Raw genomic sequence first — 22,518 nt, 5'->3', positions numbered from 1 at the left:
TACCGGCAAGACATCCCTTCTCCCACCGAACCTGAGCGCCGTAGCGCTTCGGCCCGCGAAGGGGGAGAAGGGATGTTCCCATCCCCTACCCTCGCCTGCTTCTCACTTCTTCGTTGAACTTCTGCATGTTGCCGCTCAACTCTCCGGTCAAGGCATGATAGTCGTCTATCGCCCGTCCCAGTAGAAATTCCGCCTCGTTGCGCACATCCATGTGCACGAAGAGGTCGGTCTCATGCGCTGGACGACTTTCCCCGCGGACCGAGGCCCGTGCCGGCCGGAAGAGATTCAGCACAGAGCGGAAAGGAGTTTCTTTTTCGCCGGCACCGACCTGCAACAACTGCCCAAGAATCTCCTCTGCGGCACCAGCCAGGGTGATGACACTGAAGAGATCCTTCTTGGCGAAGTACAGAAGCAACGCCGTCTCCAACTGACGCAACGCGATCTCCTGTTTGTGATGTTTCTCGATATTCACGGGTCCCCCAATGTGCAGCGCAGGTACGGGCGGGCGATTATCTCCCGTAGCGCGCCCATACGGCTATCTTCAAAATAAAAAGGGCCGCTCTCACAGGAGGCGGCCCTTTATTATTACAGATAGGTTCGGCTTTGCAGCGGTCCTAGGCCTTGGTGACCACGACCTTCAGGTTGGCTGCAACTTCCGGGTGCAGCTTAACGATGGCGGTGAACTCGCCCAGATGCTTGATCGGCTCGTCAAGCACGATGCGCTTGCGATCGATTTCCACGCCCTTCGCCATCAGCTGCTCGGCGAGTTCCATGTTGGTGACTGCGCCGAAAAGCTTGTCGTCCGCACCGGCCTGGTGTGCCAGGTTGAGGGTGATTGCCTCGATCTTGGCGCCAAGCTGCTTGGCAGCTTCGAGAACCTTGTTTTTCTTGTATTCGAGGTGACGCTTGGCGTGCTCGAGCGCCTTGGCGTTCTTCTCGGTAGCCTCGATGGCGAACCCTTTCGGGAGCAGGTAGTTCCTTGCGTAGCCCGGGGCTACCTTGACGATGTCGCCGATGTGACCGAGATTTTCAACGTTTTCCTTGAGAATCAACTTCATGTGTTGCCTCCTAGCCTGATTAGTTACAGGTTTTCCTGTTTATTGGGGGACCTGAAGTCCGCCCAGAGATCGAATATCCCAAGCGCCGCGATTGCCAGCACCATCATGGGCTGGAAAACGAGGAGCAGGGTTGCCAACAATCTGATGAAGACCGGTACCGCCAGCTTCTGAAAGAAGAAGCTGATGATGGCGAGCCCCTGGGTCGAGTACAACGCACCCAGAACGATCAGTACGTTCAAGGCCGAGAGGTGCACTATGTTCTCAGGGACCAGCGCGCAAAACCCGGCCGCGATAAGCAGCCAGACGAGCGGCTCCGGATTCTTGTACTTCTTGAAGTCACCAACCTGCAGCGGCATCCCCATGCGCGAAACGATGCCCGCAACGAGCAAAAGGTTCATGCATGCGATGACACCGTAGGCCACGGTGACCATGGCCGGGTAGATGGTTACCACCAACTGCCCCGCCTGGTGCATCGAGTCATTGAGCGCTTTCAGATCATCGCCCTTGACTCCCGCTTTCTCGTAAAGAAGCGCGGTCTGGTTGATGCTGTTTTGCACTCCCTTGGTGATCTTCGCCTGCAGGTCTGCGCCGGTAGCAAGACCGTAGACGACGGCTGCAGCCAGCAACACGGAGACGTTGACCGCCACCGCGTAGATCACCGAGCGGGCCCCGCCTTTACCGCGGGCGAGGAACTCGGGAAGCGCCATGGAAAGCACGCCGGCCTGCAAAAGGTAGATCGCGGTGGCCGCCGGATCGGCAATCGCCAAAAGAAGCGCGCAGCTTCCGAGGACGACACCGAGACCAGTTCCCCTCCCCCGCTTCAAAGTGTAGAAAACGGCTGGGGCGGAGGCGAAAAGCCCGGGGATCGTGCCGACCACGGGGAGGTAGACGAAAGCAAGGAAGAGCGTTACCGTGGCAACGCTCCCCTTGATCACATCAAAAACCTTACCCTGCGGAGGGTTCACCGGTAGCGGCATTTACGCGGTCGCGTGGCTGCCTGCGATCGGGAGCAGCGCGATGTTCCTGGCGCGCTTGATCGCCTCGGTGATTTCCCTCTGGTGCTTGGAGCAGTTACCGGAGATACGACGCGGGATGATCTTGCCGCGCTCGGACACGAAGTAACGAAGGGTACGGGGATCCTTGTAATCGATGCTAACCTGCTTGTCTGCGCAGAAACGGCAGACCTTGCGACGCTGGAACGGACGCTTCTTCCTCGGCCCGCTGCTGGTTCTCTGGGGTGCTCTTTCGTCAGCCATCTTTTATTCCTCCACCGTAGTAGTCGTTTCGGCCGGAGCCTCGGTAGCGGCGGCTGCCACTTCCTCGGTCCCTTCCTCGGCGCTCTTAACCGGAGCGGCTGCCGGGGCAACCACTTCCTGCTCGAGTTTCACGCTCTGGTACCTGATCACCTTGTCGTCAAGACGCAGACGACGCTCAAGCTCTGCGATCAACGGGGCATCGGCGTCAAAACGGAGGTAAAAGTAACGGCCACGCGGGTTCTTGTTGATCGGGTAGGCCAGCTTCCTGGTGCCCCAGTCCTCAAGCCTCTTGAAATCGCCGTTCATGCTGGCGATGACGTCCTGTACCTTGGTGGAAAGAGCTTTGATCTCTTCATCACCGAGGTCCGGCTGGACGATGTAAATCGTCTCGTACATCCTGCTCATTGTTAAGCCTCCTCACGGTTAATTTAGCCCCGGTCCGACCCGGAGCAAGGAGATACGGCCATGGGCCGTTCTGGTGAACGCTGCTTATTACTACAGTTTTCAAACTTTGACAAGCAAAATGGCAAAAGCGGGCGAATAATTATTCACCCCTACAGTCGCCATGACCTACCCGAGGGGTTCGTAGGGGCGAATGATCATCCGCCCTCCCCCGCGCACAATTACACGTTGAACCTGAAGTGCATGACGTCACCGTCCTGCACCACGTACTCTTTCCCCTCAAGACGCATCAGTCCCTTCTCCTTGGCGCCTGACTCACCACCGGAGGCTATGAAGTCCTTGTAGGCGATAACTTCAGCGCGGATGAACCCTTTTTCGAAGTCCGAGTGGATCACGCCGGCCGCCCCGGGAGCCTTGGTCCCGCGGGTGATGGTCCAGGCACGCACTTCCTTCACCCCAGCGGTGAAATAGGTGATGAGGCCTAGCAGTTCGTAGCCCGAGCGGATCAGACGGTCCAGGCCGGATTCGGCAAGACCCATCTCCTCGAGAAAGGCCTGCTTCTCCTCGCCCTCCAGTTCGGAAATTTCCGCCTCGATGGAGCCGCAGATGAACACGACGCCGTTGCCTTCCTTGGCCGCGAGTTGGCGCACCTCCTCGACGTAGGGGTGTTTCCCTTCCAGGTCGTCCTCGGCCACGTTGGCAACGTAAAGAACGGGCTTTGCGGTCATCAGGTGCATGTCGCGCAGGATCAGCCTCTCGTCCTCGTTCTCCGCGAGATTGCGCGGTGAAAGTCCCTTTTCCAGGGTCGCCTTCACCTTCTGGCAGAACTCCACGTCTTCCTTCGCCTTCTTGTCGCCGCTTCTCGCCTGCTTTTCGGTGCGCAGCATGCGCTTTTCCACCGTATCCAGATCGGCCAGGGCAAGCTCGGTCTGAATCACCTCGATGTCACGCACCGGGGAAACGCTTCCGCTCACGTGTACCACGTTCTCGTTCTCGAAACAGCGCACCACGTGCAGGATCGCGTCGACGGAACGGATGTGTCCGAGAAACTTGTTACCAAGCCCCTCGCCCTGGCTTGCGCCCTTCACCAGCCCGGCAATATCGAGGAATTCGATGGTGGTGGGCAGGATGCGCTCGGGGTGCACGATCTCGGCGAGCTTGTCCATGCGCGGATCGGGAACGGACACGATGCCGACGTTGGGGTCGATGGTGCAAAACGGGTAGTTGGCGGACTCGGCGCCTGCCGAGGTGAGTGCGTTGAAGATGGTCGACTTCCCGACGTTGGGGAGACCTACGATGCCGCAGTTAAAGCCCATGATTTATCCTTTTGAGTCGTTACTTGGCGTTGAAGATGCTCATCGCCTTCGGCATCCCTTCCTTCATCGCCATCTCGATGGCGTCCAGGGAGGTGTCCAGCACTTCAAGCAGTTCGTTCATCTCTTCCTTGGCGAAGTTCGTGAGCACGAAGTTCACCACGTCGCCGTGCAGCGGCCGTCCGATACCGACACGCACACGGGCGAAGGAAGTGGAACCTAATTCCTGGGCCAGCGAGCGAAGCCCGTTGTGCCCGCCATGTCCGCCACCTTCCTTGAGCCGCACCTTGCCGAAAGGGATGTCCAGGTCGTCGTGGATCACGATGAGATCAGAGAGGGACAACTTGTAGAAGCGGAGCGCCTCGGCGACCGAGCGACCGGAGAGGTTCATGAAGGTCTGCGGCTTGAGGAGATAGACACGCTCACCCGCCCAGTTCCCGTCACCGGAAAGCCCTGAGAAGGCCTTCCTGGTGACGGAGATACCGGACTGGCTGGAGAGACGGTCTAAAACCATGAAACCCGCGTTGTGGCGGGTCCATGTGTACTTGGGCCCGGGGTTGCCGAGCCCTACGATCAGTTTTGCAGCCATAGCGGTCCTGGTTAGGCGGCAGTCTCTTCCTCAGCGGCAGCTTTACGGCCGAGGATGCTGACCACCGGAGCCTTCGGATCGCTCAGGATGGCGGTGCCCACCGGAGCCTTGATCTCGCCCACGTGGATGGAGTGGCCGATGGCGAGTTCGAGGACGTCGACGTTGATGTGCGACGGGATGTGAACCGGAAGGCACTCGACCTCAACTTCGTGCATGGCGAAATCGAGGAAGCCGCCCGCCTTGACGCCGGCCGGGGTGCCAACGAGGTTCAGCTTCACGTGCACCTTCACCTTGTCGGCGAGGTTGATCTTGTGCAGGTCTACGTGACGCGGGGTGTTTTTCAGGGAGTCGCGCAGCAGGTCAGCCACGATGACGTTGGCGCCTTCCAGCGCGGGAACGCCCTGCAGGGTCAGGATGTGGTTGCGGCCGCCCTCGCCTGCGATGGCTTCGGAAAGCTCTTTCTGGCCGAGGGAGATGCAGACCGGCTCGAAACCTTTACCGTACACGACGGCCGGAACGCGGCCGGCAGCGCGAAGACGACGGCAGATACCCTTGCCGGTTTTTTCTCTCAGTTCAACGTTCAGCACCTGCTTACTCATACATCCTCCGATGTCAATCTTGGTATTTGATCTTCCAATGACAGTTTTATATTTGGTACTACACGAAAAGGGAGCTGACGGATTCGTCCTCGTGGATGCGGCGGATCGCCTCAGCCAGAAGGTCGGCCACGGACAACACTCTCAGTTTCTCGGTCTGTTCAGCCTTCTCTCCCAGCGGGACTGTGTCCGTGATGACCACCTTCTCGATGACGGAGTTATTGATCCTCTCGATTGCCGGCCCGGAAAGGACGCCGTGGGTGGCGCAGGCATATACGTTGGCAGCGCCGTGCTCCTTCAGAGCGAGGGCTGCCTGGGTCAGGGTCCCTGCGGTGTCGATCATGTCGTCGAGGATGATGGCGTTCTTCCCCTTCACGTCACCGATCAGGTGCATGACCTCCATGACGTTCGGACCGGTGCGGCGCTTGTCGATCACGGCGAGAGTGCAGCCAAGCCTCTTGGCGAAGGCCCTTGCGCGCTCCGTACCGCCTGCATCGGGAGAAACCATGACCAGGTTGTCCAGATCGTCGGCGAAACGGCTCTTCAGGTGGGCGAGAAGCACCGGCGCGGCGTAGAGGTTGTCCACCGGGATGTTGAAAAAGCCCTGAATCTGACCGGCATGCAGGTCGATGGTGACTACCCTGTGGGCGCCCGCCGTCGTGATCAGGTCGGCTACGAGTTTGGAACTGATCGGCGTCCTCGGGGCGGCCTTCCTGTCCTGCCGCGCATAGCCGTAGTACGGCATGACCGCGGTGATGGTGGAGGCCGAAGCCCTCTTCAGCGCATCGATCATGATGAGCAGTTCCATCAGATTGTTGTTGGTCGGGCAGCAGGTCGACTGCACCACGTAAATATCCCGCCCACGAACGTTCTCGCCGATTTCGACCATGATCTCGCCATCGGAAAAGGTTCTCACCTTGGCCTTGCCAAGGGGCACCTTGAGGCAGTCACAGATCTTCTCCGCCAGAACCGGATTCGAGTTACCGCTGAACACCCTGATCTTGTTTTCCATTAACGCACCGGCCCTCTCTGCTTCTTTTCTTTATAAATTAGCTGCGTGTGTACCAGCCGAAACCTCAGGAATCCGCATCCCAAATCCAGGAAACGCTACTTAATACAATACTTGCCTTGTGAAGTCAACGGAAAACCTGCCGCCACCGAAGCCATCTTCATGCCGACACACTTCGCCTGCGAGCAACGCCCTCCGCCCCGTCCCGTGCGGGAGCCGCACAAAAAACTTGTTGCAGAACTGTATGTTGACAAAATCGGCTACAGTTTGTATGGATCATGGTCGATAAGGAACCTGCCGAACATCCCATAGCATGCGAGGAGGGCTTCACCCATGAACCAGCGGCGTTTTCACCGGGTCAAACACACGGCACCCGGCGAACTGAAGCATCATGATATGAAATATCGTTGCCGCATTGAAAACATATCGCTGCGCGGCGCGCTCATCAGTGCGGACGAGTGCCTGATGGTCCCGCTCAACGAATCCTGCACCCTTTCCATTGAGGTCGCGCCCGGGCAAGCCCCCATGGTTGTGACGGTCGGCGTGGTGCACTGTTTCTTCTCGATGATGGGGGTGAAGTTCATCGCCTTCGAGGGGAATGCGGAGCAGACCCTTCTGGAACTGATCAGAAGGATCACGACCGAACCGGATAAGCTCGCGCAGGAATGGGAAAGCATCCAGCAGGAAAAGGCGGGATGCAACCAGCAGACCGTAGCCGAACCTGCTGTCGCTCACTGCAACTGAAGAAGTCAGGGCTACTCTTTATATGCTAGTGGCCGCCGAAGTCGTCCGAACGCGTAGAGGAGGGAACCCGTCTCTCATAGGGAAGACAACTGTTGATGTTCAGCACCTCCTCGGCAAGCGCCACGCTTTTGTACATCAACGAAACCTGTTCCAGTTTGTCCTTCAGCCGGACGAGAACGTCCAGGCTCTCCGTACGTGCATACTCGTTGTACAACTGCATAACTTCCATGAAGACGTAGTCGAGAGATTCCTCAATGGATGGGCGTACGTCGCACGGCTCGCCTTTTCTCTCATCCGCACCGGCATCGGCGTTGCGACGTGCTTCCTCCCTGAAACGGCATAGCGCGAGCCTGTCTATCTTGTACTTGGCGTTGCCGATATCAAGGATACTTCTCACCATACTCCCCCCTCGTACTACACTGGAATAAACAGAACAACAAAAGGCATCACTTACAGTATTAAAAGTTCGGCAGTGCTCCGGGAAACTTTAGTCTTTTTCACCCCTATCTGCTTGTGATCAGTAGGAAACAGCCGAGACAAGCAAAAGCTCGCTTGACAGGGTACAGGCCTTGCGTTATCGTTCCTGCGAAAACCGCAACAGCACCGATAGACGACAATACTAAACCATCCGCGAGGATGGGACGGAAAGCCTACAGGGTCTCACAGAGACAGCCGGGTCGCCGAAATATCAATAGATATTAGGCCCCGGCTTTTTTATTGCGCGGAGTTTGAGACAGAGACTGAGAATTCCCTGCTTGAACTCGGGATACAAAAGACGGGGCAAATACCATCCCGAAAGGAATCCGACATGCGCATGAAACCACCCTCAACCTCACTAGCTGCCCTAGCTCTCACCTGCTTCATGCTGGCAACCCCGACGACAGGCCACTCAGGAACCGTCGGCGTCAACATCCAGCTAAACGGCTACATCCCCGCCCCCCCGGGAGTACACATCTACTACGACTCCGGGCGCCCTTATTACGTAGAGGACCACCAGCGGGTTTACCTGAAGAAAAAGGAGAAGGACCACCACGACCACGGTAAGAAGAAAGGACACAAAAAGCATCATCGTGACTAACAGCGGATCTCCAAACAAAAGGAGGACATCACCATGCGAAAGATCTTTGTTTCCTACCGTTACCTGCTCATCGCCCTTTGCACCGTCACCGCAGCCCTCTTGTACCTGGGAGGATGCGGCGGAGGCGGCAGCAGCAGCACCAGCAAGGGAACACTCAAGCTTGCCATCACCGACCGTCAAAGCGAAGAATTCCAGAACCTCTTCATATCCATCCGTGAGATAAGGCTCGTTCCCGCGGGGCATGAAAACGCCGCCGACAACGACCCTGCCCTCCCCGTATTCGCAAGCTACACCACCGCCAGGTCGGTGGACGTGATGCAGTTGCGCTTCAGCCAGGAAACCTTGGGCGACCTCACCCTCCCCGCTGGCACCTACAGCCAGATTCGCCTCATTCTTGATCCGAACCCGGGCGGCAACCAGGATCCGGTCAACTACCTCGTCCTGGCGAGTGATCCCAACACGAAGATCCCGCTAACCACGCCAAGTGGACAGCAATCAGGGCTCAAGATCCTCGGACCAATCGAGGTCAAGCCGGGCGTCATCAACGCCGTCATGATCGACTTCGACCCCAACACGGCCGTAGTCAAGCGCGGCAACAGCGGACAATACAACTTCAAGCCCACCGGGATAAGGCTCATACAGATGCAGGAGATGCTGGAAAGCTTCGGCTCCATCGCAGGCAACGTCAGTAACCCGTCCGTCAACTGGAGCAGCGCCACCGTCTCCGTCAAGCACCGCGGGACCACCAACGACATCAACCCCATCGCTGCCGGCCAGATCTTCGCGACCTATACAAGCGGCAAGTGGCAGGCGCCTTTCTCCGCCTTCGTTCCAGCCAGCACCAGCGAGACTGACCGCTACAAGGCCTTCATAAGCGCGAACGGCTTCGCCCTGTACTCGTCGGCTGCGGTATCGGTCACCGCCGGCCACGAAACATCTCTGGGTGAGATCACCCTGACACCCAACCAGTGATCCTTATGTGCCCGGTCCGTCCCTCGCGGGGGGACGACCGGGCACGACTTCTAGAACAGGAGAACAGGCTGTATGCCTATTATTGAATGGAAGGACTGTTATTTGGTTGGCATACAAGAGATCGACCAGTACCACCGTCACCTGGTGCAGTATCTCAACAAAAGCTACGACCATTTCCGCGAAAACAACACGTTAGAACCCGGGGTACTGGAGATCCTGATCGATTTTTCGATTCAGCAGTTCAACTGCGAGGAACGCTGGATGCAGCGAACTCTCTATCCGAAACTCGCCGCTCACAAGGAAGAGCATCGGCACTTCCAAACCGAGATAGCCCTGCTGAAAAAAAGAAGCGGATTGGATACAAGGGGGTGCGTTGACCTGCTCTGGTTTTTGTGCTCTTGGGTCACCAACCACATGCGCGAGAGCGACGCGGAGTTCGGCAGATTTCTCGATTCCCAGCCACGACGAACCTGAACACGGCTCATAAACGGGCAGAGAGCCAGTCACTAACGAGACAGCCGGGTTGCGATTCAGGATATCGCACCCGGCTTTTTTATGCCTGAATTAAAAGCCGCGCCCGAAGTTGGGTGGAGGCGTATCATTTACCTGTAGTATTTGAGTGACAACAAAGGAGGATATCATCCATGAGAACGATAAGACTGATTACCGCGGCGATCGTTACCCTGCTGTTGGGGACGAGCATCACGCCGGCCTTCGCTGCCGGTGAGACGCGGAAGATCGAGGACTGCATCGAAGTAGTCAAGGCGATCAAGGCCATCCCTGAGCAAAGCATCCCACCCGCGCTCCTCCAGAACGCCCAGGGGGTCATGGTGATTCCAGGAGTGATCAAGGTAGGGTTCGTGGTCGGCGGCAGGTACGGCACGGGAGTGCTGACGGTCCGTGATGAAAAAGGAAACTGGACCGATCCGGTCTTCATCAAGATTGCGGGCGGAAGCCTCGGGTGGCAAATCGGGGCGGAATCCACCGACCTCATCCTTGTCTTCAAGACCAAAAAGAGCGTGGAGGGCGCTCTGAAAGGTAAATTCACCCTGGGCGCCGACGCGTCCGTGGCGGCAGGTCCGGTAGGCCGCAGTGCCGAAGGGGCCACCGACGTCACCCTGAAGGCCGAGATCCTTTCCTACTCGAGGAGCCGCGGGCTCTTCGCCGGCATCGCCCTTAACGGCGCAGCCCTCATGATCGACGACGAAGCCAATGCCTCCTTCTACGGCAAAGACATCACCCCCAAGAGCATACTGTCCGGCCAGGGAGGCAAGCGCACCCCTGAGGTGAGCGAACTCCTGCAACAGCTTTAACCGCTTCGGCTGCCCTCCGCACGTGGGGGCAGCCGTTCTCCACTCCTCCTCGCATTTTCCCTCTTTTAGGTATTCACGCCTCCCTTATCAACTTCTGCCCGAACAACTCGCCACAGCTTGACTCCCGGTTACGCTGCGACATGGTTAGCAGTTTATAGAGGAACGAGTATGGCCATCGGCAATGCCACTGTGGAAACTTCATTCGATCGGTATCCAACGCTTCCATGCCCCCGCGGACCGCTGCAACTTGAGATGCTCGCATTGCTTCATCGACTGCCCCCGGCGAACGACTCGAACATGTCCAGACCGCGTCCCTGCCTCCATCGACCGTCCATATCCGCTCCAGCACTACACAGCCCCGCCACAAGCAGCCCCGTCGATCATCGTGCAGATACCCAGTACATCCGGCTCTTATCCGCTATGGAAAGTACGGAACACTAGGAGTAAAAATAAGATTCAAATCATAAGATGAAACTTCCCGAAGTCCAAAACATGGCATCGGGTTGGGGCCTCACCAGTGAAAAGGTGAGGACCAGACTACAGACAACAGGACTGCGGAAGCGGCGAGGACGTGATCCGTGAGACCGGAGAACTCGCTACTAACTTGGCCAAGGATCCGTCCATCCTGGAAAGCATTAACACCTTGATGCCGGATCTCGAAAAGATTCAGCAGGCTCACGAGCGACACCGCAGCATATTCAGCGAGGTGTTGGGTGGTGCCTCTGAGAAGGAGGAGGAACTCGCGTCGGCGCGTAACTACGCTCTCAACATCATCAACTTGTTGCACGGCGTGGCGTTGCTGACCGGAAAATACGACTCAAACATCCCGCAGAAACTTGATCTAGTGCAGCAACAACCCATCACTAAACTTGGAGCCAATGCAGGCCTTGGCGCAACGGAAAACTTTAGACTGGTCTACGAGGGACAAATAATCGTTGCGCGGGGCTCTGCGGTCAAAGGGGCCAAGAGCTATGAGATTTGGATCTGCGAGGGTGATCCTCTCACGGAAAGCAACTGGAGGCACCATATCACCTCAGGTTGCGTCAACCGCATTGAAATGACTGACCTGACGCCCGGCAGATTGTACTACTTCAGGATCAGGGCGGTAAGCTCGCACGCCACGGGGCCCTGGTCCAACTTCATAAGCATGATGGCCATCTAAGGGGGCACAACAGACGCGACAAACAATAAGAGCCAGCTCTGCGAGCCGGCTCTTATTGTTTCCTGACTATCCCTGCCTTCCGGACCTATAAGGCGTGGTTGCGTCACCGGCGAGGGGAGTACCGTGTAAGTGGCAGACGTGGTCAGTTGCTGTCGCAAGGTGGTCAGGCTAGCAGTTATCCAGCTACACCCCGATATCCTCGTTCCACAGTGCAGGTTTTTCCTTGATATACGCACGCATCATAGCGACGCATTCCTGATCCTGCAGCACATCCACATGCACGCCGCGGGAGCGGAGCAGCTCTTCATCTCCCATAAACGTGCTGTTTTCGCCGATAACAACCCGCGGGATACCGTACAAAAGGATTGCTCCACTGCACATGGAGCAGGGGGACAGGGTCGTATAGAGCACCGATTCCCGGTAGACCTGTGCAGACTGCCGTCCGGCATTCTCCAGTGCATCCATTTCTCCGTGAAGAATCGAGCTCCCCTTTTGCACACGCCGGTTGTGTCCTCGCTCAAGGATGATCCCCTTGTGCACAAGCAGCGATCCGATTGGAATGCCGCCTTCCGCGAGTCCTTTTTTTGCCTCTTCGATGGCTGACTGCATGTAAATGTCCATTGGTTCTCCCTTGACGGCACCTGGTGCGCAAAATATTCGACCGTGATCCCGGCCGATACGGACCGCGATCTTGGTTCCAGCCACGTTCCGGCCATCCATGCAGGCGTCATTTCAGGCACTTAACGTATCGACGTCACATTATAGAACTTTAGCACGGGCACCAATCCGAGGGCGAAGCGGCAGGCAGAAGGTCAAGGCGATAACGGGGAGTTTGGGATCCTATACCCAGCGAGGAATGAATCCGTTTCCGGTTGTAGAACGGCTCGATGTAGTCAAAGATGCTTCACCGTGTCTGCGGCCGGTCCTTCCAGACTTTTAGGGTGCCGGCTGTCGGCCTGCCGGGACGGCGCGCGGAGAGCCGATGTTTTGAGGGAAACCGGTTTGCAGGGGAGCGGCGCAACCGCAGGCGACTGGCACGCCATTCGGACGCGTGAAACTCAAAAAAATGCCCCCATATTGCTTTAGCCGGCGTTGACTTAAATCCAGGCGACCGTACTCTAATACTGAAAGAAGGAACTACGTGGCAGACACTTTAAGGAGAACGGCTATGAATGACACCCTTCTTGCCTTACTTGTAATTACCATAACCGCACTGCCTGCAATAGCGGCACCTGTGCAAATCATCGGCAATGATCTGTATTTGGATAAAAATGTCTTTTTGCGGGGCGCCAACGATGGGCATAATCCAGTTCAACCTATCTTGTGGGGTGTCCAGCCGTACGATAAGGCACTGAACACTCTTATCCAGGTTGGCCCTGAACAGGATATTGTATGGGGTCCGCAAGAGGCACAGTATACTAACATGTTCAAGACCCCTTTAAACCTGTTTCAGCCTCATGTCCATATAGACTGGAGAGACACCACTTCGGTTACAGCATCATTGGCCGCTAACACGCAGCAATATATCAAGGAGGTCACAGTTGGTGGGGGAACAAACCCCGCTTCATTCTCAACTGGCGGTGGCCGCAATCAGTTGACGCTCGCGCAAACATCCTTTAATTCATCTCATACGATAACGACGCCAAACATATTTATGCAAGGTGGCTCTTATTGTAAATTGTATTTTTATTTTCAAGAGACTTCTACGAGATCTACTCCGAGTTTTGGCGGCAAGACTGTGTATTTCGGTTTAACTAACAACCCTGCTGATCCATTTACTCCCGCAGTTGGTACTAAATCCATTGGTCTATACAGAGCTGACAATGGTTCAGCTGGTAATTGGACTGTAAGAAAGATTAACGGTTTAAAAGTTATCGATGTATTGGTGAACAATAATGGCCAATTAACCCAGGCAATAGGTCAACGCAGAATACATGCAATGGACTTTCGTCCTGGGGATTTGAGAGTCTATATTTCCGATGTAAAGGGTTTATATTCACACTCTAAATCACCAGACGCCACAGTTCCACTCGACGGTTTCGCGTCCAGTGCTAATAATCTGCATCCATTTTTCTACACACAAAAAACCGACTCAGCCGCGGTCTATGATTACACCGTAATAAGCGACATTTATTTTATCGGAGAGACCTAGTACCTGATTAACGAAGGTGACGGGCCATTTTTAGGCGGGGGGGCGATGGTCCTCTACAGAGGAAGCTACGGGGGACGCTGAAAGGGATCCAATGTTGCCATACCTCCCTTTTGTCATGCTGTTTTTGCGTGTCCCATCAGTCAGCTATCAACGTCTATGGTACGTGTAGCGGCTTGAGAGTGTCAGCAAAGGGATGCCGCAGAGAGTGGAGGGGCTTGAGGTGACGCGCAAACGCTCTTATGAATTCCATCAAAGCACACAGGGCGTCGACACGACAAAAGGGCCAGCTCTGCAAGCTGGCCCTTCTTTTTATTGGCTGGGGCGCCAGGGATCGAACCTGGGAATGACGGGATCACCGTAACCGCTTGATACTTCTAGCTACCTAGCTAAAATCAAAGATACTCACAAGACCTTCACCCTGCTTTTAGTGGGTGTTGTGTAACCAAAAGTGTAACCAGATTTCTATCTTATTTTCAATAGGACAACAAGCACTTACTTACGAAGTCACATTTCCAGAGCTTCCGCAGCTGTAACCAATATGTCGGGTCTCAGGTGAGCATACCGCTCTGTTACCTGAATCTGCTGTGATCAACGTTGGCCTGTTGTCTCGCAGAGCTCAATATGATACCTTGCGAACAAGCTACAGGCGAGATGGAGACATTATTCAATGCCAATAGTCCTTGATACCAATATCTTCTTTAAAGACTTTTACCTGACAAAGCCTCAGACTTCGGTGATGCTAGACAATATCGCCCTCATAAAGTCAATAGTTTGCGTGCCTCAGGTAGTTTTTGATGAAGTGGTTAACAAATTTACCGAAGAGGTTTCTTCGAGGCTAAACATCATCTCTAAGGCAATGTCTGAACTTGATGAAATGTTAGAAGCACCTATATCAAACGACATCGACGCCCAGGCTCTGCAACACTATAGAGATAAGTATAACACATCTCTTGTCAACACCTTCCGGAAGCACAAAATAAAAAAACTTCCCTACCCTACCATAGCTCACCACATAGTAGTCCAGAGAGACCTTGCTCGAAAGCTTCCATTCAAACCAAAGGGGACAGGATATCGTGACTGTCTGATATGGGAAACAATCAAAGAAGCTTTGGTCACGACTGAGTTGGCGGTAATGGGACACAATGATGTTGCCTTTATCACCGATAACGTCACTGACTTTGGTGACAATGAAGGTATTGCTGCTGAATTAAAGGAAGAATTGCATGATCGACATAGCGTCACCCTTTTCAGGTCAGTGAAGGACTTCAATGAAGCTTTTATCTATCCGAAACTAGCCAGTGTTAAAAGTATAGATGCCAAGTTGTCTGACATAGGGTTCGATCAGCATCCACTGCCTTTGTGGCTGCATAACAATTTAGCAACAGCTCTGACCAAAAGTACAAAAAAACAAGTCATCCTTGAATATTTAGGACTTCCAATCAACATCAATTCCGTATCAATCAGCAAAGTTGACAACATCAACAACTTTAACATTAACAAATCGGCTATACTGTCCTCTGGTGAATTCTTCTTATCAGTTTCTTTTGAAAGTAATATTAAATCTAGAATTGACATCAACTCAATTGACTACCACAACCATGACAGTGTTAGGTCATATCTCGGACGTAAAATAGATGGCTTATTTTGTCATAAGTATGAGACTTTCTCTGTTGCTATTTCTATGTCAATTGTGTTGGTAACCACTTCATCAGATATACATTCCTATGACGTTGACATTATAGATATAGTAAAAAAAGGGTGACACATCAACTCCCAACTGTAAGTGCAGTATCAACCTCGTTACCAGGTCTCAGGGTGAGCATACTTGGATGATGCTGCGATCAATGGTCATTTCCCCTCCCAACGTTCACCACCAGAAAACCAGTTAAGCTCAAAACCAATATCTCCCCCTACCGTGAACTTCACAAACGCACCGTACATATACTCAAAGTGGTTTTCATACTCCCCAGATGTAAACCGTCTCAGTTTTTCTGCGTCCCAATCCCCAGTGATAGGATTTGAAGTTTTCTTAACCTCAATGACGAGCAGGTTGTTATGAGGACCATTTTTACCTCTTTTGTGAACGACAATATCGGGATATATGCATCTGTTGACAACCTCGCCGGCTTGCCCTGCATCTTCTACAAGACCAAGAACCTCTGCTGTACTGCGCAATAATTTTATGTATTTTCTTCCTTTTTCAGCATCTACATCACCATTGTATTCACAATCAACGTCGAAATCCGGGAATTCATTAGCCAAGTACATGGCCAATCTGTGAGAAATGCATGGCTCGTTAATATCGTGTACCAAGAGATGACTATCCATTTCTAGGACTTGATTGATTGCCCTCAGAAACTTATCATTTAATATTTTGAAATCCATTATTTGTCCTCTGATTGAAGCGGGATGCATAGTATCTGTTTAAAAAACAGCACAAGTAGCAGATTTTTAAAAATAATAGCTAAGTTATTACAAGTAGGAAGGTGTCCTCAGATAAATGTTACATCAGACATATTAAGTGGTTCGACATTTATAAAATGACCATAATACACTCTACTGTCATACCCTGAAGGAGAAAAGTGCCCACTATACAATTTACACAGAGTTGCAACTGCCTCTGTAATTATCGAGGTTGCATCCACATATATGTTATCCCACGGAATAGATTGGTTACGTGCTTGGCGCTGTAGTTCTATTAAGTTAAGAAACCTTGCAATTTCTGCCCATTTCTTTGCATAATTACTATGCATTACTGAATCTTCATACCAAGTAATACTAACAGGAAAAGGACACCGGCCTCTATCCTTATCAGAGGCTCCATACTCTATTTGAACAAGTTTGATATCCATGCGATTTAAAATTACATCTCGGAACATATTCCTTACATTACCAGAATGGTGCTGGACTGAATGCCTAAGACAAAGCAACGTAGTAATTGCTGTATGTTCATACAATGACTGCGTTGCGCCTGAATCTTTAAGGGTTCCCATCATTCCATAGAACTGGTTCAGTACATCTCTAAAGGCAGCTTCAATATTAGCAATACCTTCCTCTGGGTCTCGCACCTCATTTACGTAATACCCCAACTGCAATATTCGCTCAGGAAAAATACGGAGAGAGTTGGCTAAGACTTCAAATTGCTCTGATGGTAAGTTCATACAACTCCATAGATGTTGATGTGACTGGAGGGGCAAGGGGGATTGCCCCTCCAGCCTTAGCGATCAAAACTCATCCAGTATTTCAGCTGCATTTGCCAATTTACCAGGGGACAAATGTGCGTACCGCTCCGTCACCTGAATGGTGGAATGGCCAAGATAACTCTTTACCGTGTAGATGTCGATACCCTTGGCAAGGAGTCTAGTCGCCGTGGTATGCCTCAGGGCATGCATGACAAACTCCTTGTCGCCACCGAGCATCATCCTCTTCCTTGCCCAACTCCATGCCTTCTGTGCTTGGTCAATGTCGAGCGTGAAGGGCTTAACAGAACTACGTCCCTGCCTTGCCAGCAGTATCCCCCTTACCCGCTTGGTCATCGGGATACTCCTGGGGTTGTCTCCCTTGTTGATCCAGATGCTGATGAGGTTGGTATCCCAGTTGATGTCCTCGTATTTGAGGTTCAAGATCTCGCTCAACCTGCATCCTGTATCCACCAGGACCTCTACCAAGTCAGCCGCTTCCGGGTAATAGCTCCTATTCTTTCCGTGATCACTATCCCGTAGCAGAGATACCACCGTCACCTCCTCTTCCTTGGACAGTACCCGAATCCTGCCCTTGCTCTCCTTCTTAAGCTTGATATGTTCCCAAGGTTGTTGGTGATGGCGTAACAGGGTCTTTATCGTTGCAAGGTATCGGTTGATGGTGGCTCCTTTGACACCTGAGTCCTCCAACTTCTTCACCAGACGCTTGATGGTCTCGTCCTCGATTTTGCTGAGGGGGATGTCTCCTATCAGGTCTATTGCACGTTCAGCTAATCGCTTAGCCTTGAGTCCGTCCTTGTTGTCCTTCCACCTCTCATCGTAGGTCCTCTGGATTGCAACACTCAAGAGCATCCTTGCTGCTCTCTCCCTCGGAGACAATGCACCGTCTACCATCATCCTCTTCTTCTCGACCGCTTCAACTAATCTGGCATCCTTCTTACTGAACTTGCCGGTACTCCTGCTGACTCTGACTCCATCAACAATAAAGTTCATGTAGTACACTGCTTTAGCTCCTCGTTTGTAGACTGCCATGGTGATACCTCCTTTGATCTTAGGTACATAAAAAGAGCCTATGGCCCTTAGTTGTTGTGATGCTTATTAGTGGTGGGATTACTGAGTGGTGTGAATGGCTACTCGGCTTCCAAATTTGACTAGTGGCGGGTGTTTAGACTTAGAGGCAGATGGATATGGGTTTTACTAGCGGGATTAGCAAAAGCTTACTTTGGAAGGATTACTGGTGGAGGGGCTACTTGATTTGCTGACAGGTAGAAACGAGGTGATTAAGGGCTCTTTGGTCTGCTGCTGGAAGGTTAGCTATGTGCTGGATCAGCTTATATCCGTTCTTCATAAGGGAGGTAAGCTCGGTTACCATTTTGAAGATAGTTGGGTAGCTCAATGCTTTGGTGTCAAGTGAGGAGTACACATACTGGTAAACCTTGTTCCCGCATGGTCCGCATATCACCGTTACCGCTGAGTCTGATGCTGCCTTGAATCCGGTAGTGGTCAACGTCCCATACTTGATGCCATGAATCGTATCCCCATACCTTAGTGTCCTCCCGCAATACTCGCATTTCATATATGCCCCCTTTCTGTAAATGAGTAATGGCTGTCACCGATGATGATGTGGTCCAAAACACGAACTCCGATCATGTCTCCTGCTTCTCTCAGCCGTTTAGTTATCTCAAAGTCCTCCGTAGAGGGTGTCGAGTCTCCTGTCGGATGGTTGTGTATGAGGATTACTGCTGCTGCCGATGATAGAAGGGCCGTCTTGAAAACTTCCCTAGGATGAACGATGCTCTGGTTAAGGGAGCCAGTGCTTACCATATCGCAGCACACGATTCGATTCTTCCCATCAAGATGCAGAGCTATGAAGTGCTCTTTCGTTTCATGCCTGAGAAAGCTGAAGGTGTCGAAGACTTGGGATGCTGACGTATAGCGGGTATTGGGCTTGAGGTACTCGGTGATGGTGTCGTTGACGGTGATGGTCTGGTAGACGGCTTTGATGGTCTTGAGCTTGATAACCCTGGGCTTAGGTGCTGGTACTTCTTCTGGTCCGAATAAGGTGTCGATGGTCATGGTAATCCTCCTTACATCAGGTAGTTGATGAGTTTCAGGGTTATGTTGAGTGCAGGTAGCTGCTCCCACTGTAGGCCAAATAGGTCCTTGATCTCCTTTGATGAGTGTATGTAGAAGCTGTTGATGGGGAATGGCTCTGGTGGCATATAGGCGTTTAGCCCGATGATTCCATGCTCTTTGTTTACGGTGAGAACATACAGGGCAATGCTCTCGCTGTAGATGTAGATGATGTCGTTGGTTCCAACGTAGAGGTGGTAATTGTTCCCCTTGTGCTTCATGATCATGCTGTTGATGTAAATTCCATCGTTGTCCTGGTGGGTGTGGAGCTTGAGGGTTGGGGTGATCGGTGTCATAGACATTGGACTACCTCCTTGGAAATAGAAAAAGCCAGGCTCTTGGTGGCTTGGCTCTATGGTTCTGGCGCTGCACTTGATTCAAATGTCTCTGGCGGGTAATAATCCCTGTGGGGTCCAACTAAAAAAGGAGTTGTGAGATTACAGATAATTACTGCGAATGATTCTGAATAATGAGAGAGAGGTATGTTACTGTGGATGGAAAAGTTTGGTCTGCTGAGGTGGGATTCTTGCTAGGTCTATTCTGCTGAGTCTTAGTCGTCTTCACCTCCTTTCCTGTTAAATATGTAATCTTTGGTATGTTGAGCCTGGGCCGCTGCCATCACGATTAGCGTTCTATCGTTCTTGAGAGATTTAAGCCATCCAGCTATATAGGCTGCTGAATTGTCAATGGTCCTATTTTCTGTATCCGTTACACCACATAGGAAAGCAGCTCCCATCTCAGCTACCAATTCTTCCTTGCTATACTCATGACTCCCAAAGTAAGAAGGTTCCAGTACCCCTTTCCTCCCTACCCTGTTTGCATGACCAGTGCTGTGGATCAACTCATGGAATGCTGTGTCCTCAAAGATTTCAAAAAATCATCTTACATGTACCTATTATGTTTGAGATACCTTAGATATATAGGTTTAAGATTATCAGCACACTGTGGTTGCTTAATCCAATCAAGAATGTCTTCTTCGCGACGGCATGCCTTATAAGATTTAACAACTGCCAATGCTACACTTCGAGGCACACCAGCTGACATTAGTCTAATAGCTAAAGGATCAGTGGTACCTAACTCAAGCATGACTGGCAAAGACAAAGTAAATTTGTACTTTTCCAGCTGCTCATGATTCATAGCGAACTTGAGAATGTCACACAATAATTTAAAATATTTCACCAACAAATAAGTGACAATTTTGGAGTGGATGCTTATTACTTTGTTTATGGATTTGTTAATTTCATCATCGTTGTCTATATTTATACATCTTTTCTTGTAACATTCGAAGTCTAGTGTACTGTCAATAATTTCTTTTAAAGTACGATTTTGAAGCCACCTATAAGAATAATATGCAATACTTTCTATGGTCAATGAAATGTCATGTTTAAAAAATGACTCTTTACTAATATCAAATATAAGGTCCAATTTTGTACATATCGAGTTAAATTGCCAGTAAAAGCTGTATTCTTCATATTTGTAATTATGTAATTCTGTTTTTCCAATTATTTTATAAAAATTACTATTTATATTTACAACCCACTTTTCAATACCATCAGACAGAATTTCTTTATATAATTTGTTCTGTAGCAACGGATCAACAGTAGGATTTAATCTCAAAATTTGAGCTGGTAGCCACATACCGCACATAGTATCATTCAAAGCACTAATTATGTTAGCACGCTCACCTTCAGGAACACTTCTTTTAGTCAAAAATTGTTCAAAACCATTGCTGCTTTCCTCCATATATTTATGTCTCAAATAAACGACTATATTCCTGATGTTACTCTCTTTAATTCCATTTGCATCCAAATAAATATTTTTCATTATAGGTTCAATGTGTGTTAGGCATTTAAAGGTTGCACTTTTTATAGGCCTTTCATACGGCACATCATAATATGAATCAGCCCAAGGGTTTTCGTTATCCTCTATACAATATATAGTCCCGTACAATGAGTCGCGGATTCGACCAGCCCTTCCTATCAGATTGCCGAAATCGAACTTGGATAAAGCGATATTCTTTTTATACGGTGATGAAACAAAAAGATTATTGGCAGGTAGATTAACGCCTTGAAGTAATGTCGATGTACAATAAATGGTGTTAATCAGACCCAGCTTAAAACATGTTTCGATTTCGCTGCGAACCACGTCTGGTAACTTGCTGTGATGAAATGCAGCTTTGTTTTTTAAGCATTCTATCAGGTGGTACTTGGGATGTATTTCTTCTACCAAATACTCTATCAGTTCCTTCACGTTATCTGATACTTCATCATAATCAGCACTTTGAGTGTCCGATTGCGCATACCGAAGACACCAGCTTTCGGCATAATCAGGGCGTGAGCAGTAAACGATACTTTGGCCGATGTTTCCTAATGAATGAATAACTCTAGCTATACCTGTACCTTTATTACGTTTCAATTCATAGTTCAAATTATAATCAACTGGCATTGCCACTACTGCTCTAGTATTAGTCTTGCTTTCTTTCGCGTATACAATAAGTTCATTTTTGTCCGCGGTACTCTTAACAGTTGTTTTCACTTGAAGAACTGGTGCAAGCAGTGTTTTACTGACGGTGCAATCAAGTCCAAAAATGTTATTAAAAAGGGTTCTTGCCTCACCTATAAAAGGTCCTGCAGATATAAACTTAGCCTCTGCGAATTGTCGAGCCAATTGCTCATAAACATATTCAAAGAGAATGCCGCGTCCCTTTTCGTCTTCTACATTTTGGATTTCATCAGCAAAAATAATAGTTGGCCTAAAACTGCTACTTGCGGAATGTTCAAGATATTTTAAACACCGTTCAGGTGTTAAAATGTAAATAATCTTATCATCATCTGATTCATTGAGTCTTTCCCCCAAGTCATTTTCTATGACCTCTCCTATAAGGTAGGCTGTTTTGACACTAACACCTTCAAGAGCATTTCTGAGGTCATTACTGACCTCAGACAACATGGCTTTTGTTGGGACGATGTATAAGCAGTGAAATTTTTGAGTATGTGATATTACTTCTTTGATATAACTTTGGAGTATGAATGATTTACCAGATGAGGTAGGAGCCGATATAGATATGTTTTTATCTGACTTAAGATTTTGCCAAAGACTTAGCTGAAAATCGGTAGTTAATATTTGTGAATTACCACTACTTATAGTTCTTTTTGAACGCTCATAAGCTATTTCAAGGTTCAAAATATCGCCAAATTCTAATCTGATTTGGTTGTCCAAATCTGGTAAATAAAGAGACGGAATCAACCTTGTTATTGCGAGATTGCCGAGCCTACTCAAGATAACATAGGACAACTTATCATACTCAGGATTATTATTTCCTGTCAGGTGCAAAAGTATTGCAAAGGCTTGCGATTTATGCCTATGTGATTCTTCTGAACTATCTGCCAAAATCGAGGCAAGCCATCCAGATTTACGTACTCTTTTAAGCTCTACTTCTTGAAATGTCAGCTTATATCTTTTGCACAACAAATTATATAACAATGAGCATATACAACTATCAAGCTCTTCACTCTGATACACTTCTGCATAACTGTGCATT

General features: G+C 50.7%; 25 protein-coding genes, 1 pseudogene and 1 riboswitch. Of the genes and pseudogenes, 8 read left to right on the top strand and 18 right to left on the bottom strand.

All coding sequences use genetic code 11. The annotated features are described in order from the left end of the window. Positions 1 to 85 precede the first annotated feature (85 nt). The 9 genes from E4633_RS15210 to E4633_RS15170 form a co-directional block, all read right to left on the bottom strand. A complete protein-coding gene (locus E4633_RS15210; protein WP_135871429.1) occupies positions 86 to 472 on the bottom strand; it encodes a hypothetical protein in 387 nt (128 codons plus the stop codon). 142 nt (positions 473 to 614) lie between these two features. Beyond that, positions 615 to 1,058 carry a 50S ribosomal protein L9 gene (gene rplI / locus E4633_RS15205; protein WP_135871427.1) on the bottom strand — a complete coding sequence of 148 codons (444 nt, stop codon included), beginning with the start codon at positions 1,056 to 1,058 and terminating at the stop codon, positions 615 to 617. Between the two features lie 23 nt (positions 1,059 to 1,081). Beyond that, a complete protein-coding gene (locus tag E4633_RS15200; protein WP_198419454.1) occupies positions 1,082 to 2,035 on the bottom strand; it encodes a YybS family protein in 954 nt (317 codons plus the stop codon). Next, on the bottom strand, positions 2,036 to 2,314 hold the full coding sequence (gene rpsR, locus E4633_RS15195) for a 30S ribosomal protein S18 (protein ID WP_135871425.1): 279 nt from the start codon (positions 2,312 to 2,314) through the stop codon (positions 2,036 to 2,038). It lies immediately after the preceding gene. 3 nt (positions 2,315 to 2,317) lie between these two features. Beyond that, a complete protein-coding gene (gene rpsF / locus E4633_RS15190; RefSeq protein ID WP_015720931.1) occupies positions 2,318 to 2,719 on the bottom strand; it encodes a 30S ribosomal protein S6 in 402 nt (133 codons plus the stop codon). 218 nt (positions 2,720 to 2,937) lie between these two features. Then, positions 2,938 to 4,032 carry a redox-regulated ATPase YchF gene (gene ychF / locus E4633_RS15185; protein WP_135871424.1) on the bottom strand — a complete coding sequence of 365 codons (1,095 nt, stop codon included), beginning with the start codon at positions 4,030 to 4,032 and terminating at the stop codon, positions 2,938 to 2,940. Positions 4,033 to 4,051: 19 nt separating this feature from the next. Further along, positions 4,052 to 4,618: an aminoacyl-tRNA hydrolase gene (gene pth / locus E4633_RS15180; protein ID WP_129126386.1), complete on the bottom strand. Its 567-nt coding sequence runs from the start codon at positions 4,616 to 4,618 to the stop codon at positions 4,052 to 4,054. 11 nt (positions 4,619 to 4,629) lie between these two features. Beyond that, positions 4,630 to 5,217 carry a 50S ribosomal protein L25 gene (locus tag E4633_RS15175; RefSeq protein ID WP_135871422.1) on the bottom strand — a complete coding sequence of 196 codons (588 nt, stop codon included), beginning with the start codon at positions 5,215 to 5,217 and terminating at the stop codon, positions 4,630 to 4,632. Between the two features lie 58 nt (positions 5,218 to 5,275). Next, on the bottom strand, positions 5,276 to 6,226 hold the full coding sequence (locus tag E4633_RS15170) for a ribose-phosphate pyrophosphokinase (protein WP_129126388.1): 951 nt from the start codon (positions 6,224 to 6,226) through the stop codon (positions 5,276 to 5,278). A gap of 330 nt (positions 6,227 to 6,556) precedes the next feature. Between E4633_RS15170 and E4633_RS15165 the strand changes: the two genes are divergently transcribed. After that, entirely contained in the window at positions 6,557 to 6,967 is a 411-nt protein-coding gene (locus E4633_RS15165; RefSeq protein WP_135871420.1) for a PilZ domain-containing protein, read from the top strand. Between the two features lie 25 nt (positions 6,968 to 6,992). Here E4633_RS15165 and E4633_RS15160 read toward each other — a convergent pair whose 3' ends face one another. After that, positions 6,993 to 7,367, bottom strand: coding sequence for a hypothetical protein (locus E4633_RS15160; protein WP_135871418.1), 375 nt, complete (start codon positions 7,365 to 7,367; stop codon positions 6,993 to 6,995). A 208-nt stretch (positions 7,368 to 7,575) separates the two neighbouring features. Next, a riboswitch (cyclic di-GMP riboswitch) is annotated at positions 7,576 to 7,652 on the top strand. 123 nt (positions 7,653 to 7,775) lie between these two features. Between E4633_RS15160 and E4633_RS15155 the strand changes: the two genes are divergently transcribed. The 5 genes from E4633_RS15155 (at position 7,776) to E4633_RS15135 (ending at position 11,492) form a co-directional block, all read left to right on the top strand. Beyond that, positions 7,776 to 8,045: a hypothetical protein gene (locus tag E4633_RS15155; protein WP_246038165.1), complete on the top strand. Its 270-nt coding sequence runs from the start codon at positions 7,776 to 7,778 to the stop codon at positions 8,043 to 8,045. Positions 8,046 to 8,078: 33 nt separating this feature from the next. After that, positions 8,079 to 9,017, top strand: coding sequence for a DUF4382 domain-containing protein (locus E4633_RS15150; protein WP_135871416.1), 939 nt, complete (start codon positions 8,079 to 8,081; stop codon positions 9,015 to 9,017). A gap of 72 nt (positions 9,018 to 9,089) precedes the next feature. After that, positions 9,090 to 9,491 (top strand): bacteriohemerythrin, encoded by a 402-nt coding sequence (locus E4633_RS15145; protein ID WP_135871414.1) that lies wholly within the window; start codon positions 9,090 to 9,092, stop codon positions 9,489 to 9,491. 170 nt (positions 9,492 to 9,661) lie between these two features. Further along, on the top strand, positions 9,662 to 10,330 hold the full coding sequence (locus E4633_RS15140) for a lipid-binding SYLF domain-containing protein (RefSeq protein ID WP_135871412.1): 669 nt from the start codon (positions 9,662 to 9,664) through the stop codon (positions 10,328 to 10,330). Between the two features lie 571 nt (positions 10,331 to 10,901). Continuing rightward, positions 10,902 to 11,492 (top strand): fibronectin type III domain-containing protein, encoded by a 591-nt coding sequence (locus E4633_RS15135; protein WP_246038163.1) that lies wholly within the window; start codon positions 10,902 to 10,904, stop codon positions 11,490 to 11,492. A 183-nt stretch (positions 11,493 to 11,675) separates the two neighbouring features. On the opposite strand, the gene E4633_RS15130 is transcribed toward E4633_RS15135, so the two are convergent. Beyond that, the gene (locus E4633_RS15130; RefSeq protein ID WP_135871410.1) at positions 11,676 to 12,113 is read right to left on the bottom strand and encodes a nucleoside deaminase; all 438 of its coding nucleotides are present in this window, start codon (positions 12,111 to 12,113) and stop codon (positions 11,676 to 11,678) included. Positions 12,114 to 12,660: 547 nt separating this feature from the next. Here E4633_RS15130 and E4633_RS15125 point away from each other — a divergent pair. Together E4633_RS15125 and E4633_RS15120 are read left to right on the top strand one after the other, a co-directional pair. Continuing rightward, positions 12,661 to 13,644 (top strand): hypothetical protein, encoded by a 984-nt coding sequence (locus E4633_RS15125; protein ID WP_135871408.1) that lies wholly within the window; start codon positions 12,661 to 12,663, stop codon positions 13,642 to 13,644. Between the two features lie 667 nt (positions 13,645 to 14,311). After that, on the top strand, positions 14,312 to 15,406 hold the full coding sequence (locus tag E4633_RS15120) for a PIN domain-containing protein (protein ID WP_135871406.1): 1,095 nt from the start codon (positions 14,312 to 14,314) through the stop codon (positions 15,404 to 15,406). An 86-nt stretch (positions 15,407 to 15,492) separates the two neighbouring features. On the opposite strand, the gene E4633_RS15115 is transcribed toward E4633_RS15120, so the two are convergent. The 7 genes and pseudogenes from E4633_RS15115 to E4633_RS15080 all read right to left on the bottom strand — a co-directional run bounded on the left by E4633_RS15115 (position 15,493) and on the right by E4633_RS15080 (position 22,517). Further along, positions 15,493 to 16,029, bottom strand: coding sequence for a hypothetical protein (locus E4633_RS15115; protein ID WP_135871405.1), 537 nt, complete (start codon positions 16,027 to 16,029; stop codon positions 15,493 to 15,495). Positions 16,030 to 16,136: 107 nt separating this feature from the next. Further along, the gene (locus E4633_RS15110) at positions 16,137 to 16,805 is read right to left on the bottom strand and encodes a hypothetical protein (protein ID WP_135871403.1); all 669 of its coding nucleotides are present in this window, start codon (positions 16,803 to 16,805) and stop codon (positions 16,137 to 16,139) included. 63 nt (positions 16,806 to 16,868) lie between these two features. Continuing rightward, the gene (locus E4633_RS15105; protein ID WP_135871401.1) at positions 16,869 to 17,876 is read right to left on the bottom strand and encodes a tyrosine-type recombinase/integrase; all 1,008 of its coding nucleotides are present in this window, start codon (positions 17,874 to 17,876) and stop codon (positions 16,869 to 16,871) included. 540 nt (positions 17,877 to 18,416) lie between these two features. Then, positions 18,417 to 18,782, bottom strand: a pseudogene (locus E4633_RS15095) (JAB domain-containing protein); the annotation flags it as partial. Between the two features lie 149 nt (positions 18,783 to 18,931). After that, on the bottom strand, positions 18,932 to 19,273 hold the full coding sequence (locus E4633_RS15090) for a hypothetical protein (protein WP_246038161.1): 342 nt from the start codon (positions 19,271 to 19,273) through the stop codon (positions 18,932 to 18,934). 254 nt (positions 19,274 to 19,527) lie between these two features. Next, a complete protein-coding gene (locus E4633_RS15085; protein WP_162605010.1) occupies positions 19,528 to 19,845 on the bottom strand; it encodes a zincin-like metallopeptidase domain-containing protein in 318 nt (105 codons plus the stop codon). A 14-nt stretch (positions 19,846 to 19,859) separates the two neighbouring features. After that, positions 19,860 to 22,517 carry a DEAD/DEAH box helicase gene (locus E4633_RS15080; RefSeq protein WP_162605005.1) on the bottom strand — a complete coding sequence of 886 codons (2,658 nt, stop codon included), beginning with the start codon at positions 22,515 to 22,517 and terminating at the stop codon, positions 19,860 to 19,862. Position 22,518: the final 1 nt, after the last annotated feature.

Source organism: Geomonas terrae (assembly GCF_004791675.1).
GTDB classification, from domain to species: Bacteria; Desulfobacterota; Desulfuromonadia; order Geobacterales; family Geobacteraceae; genus Geomonas; species Geomonas edaphica.
This window is presented reverse-complemented; position numbering and strand designations above follow the sequence as displayed.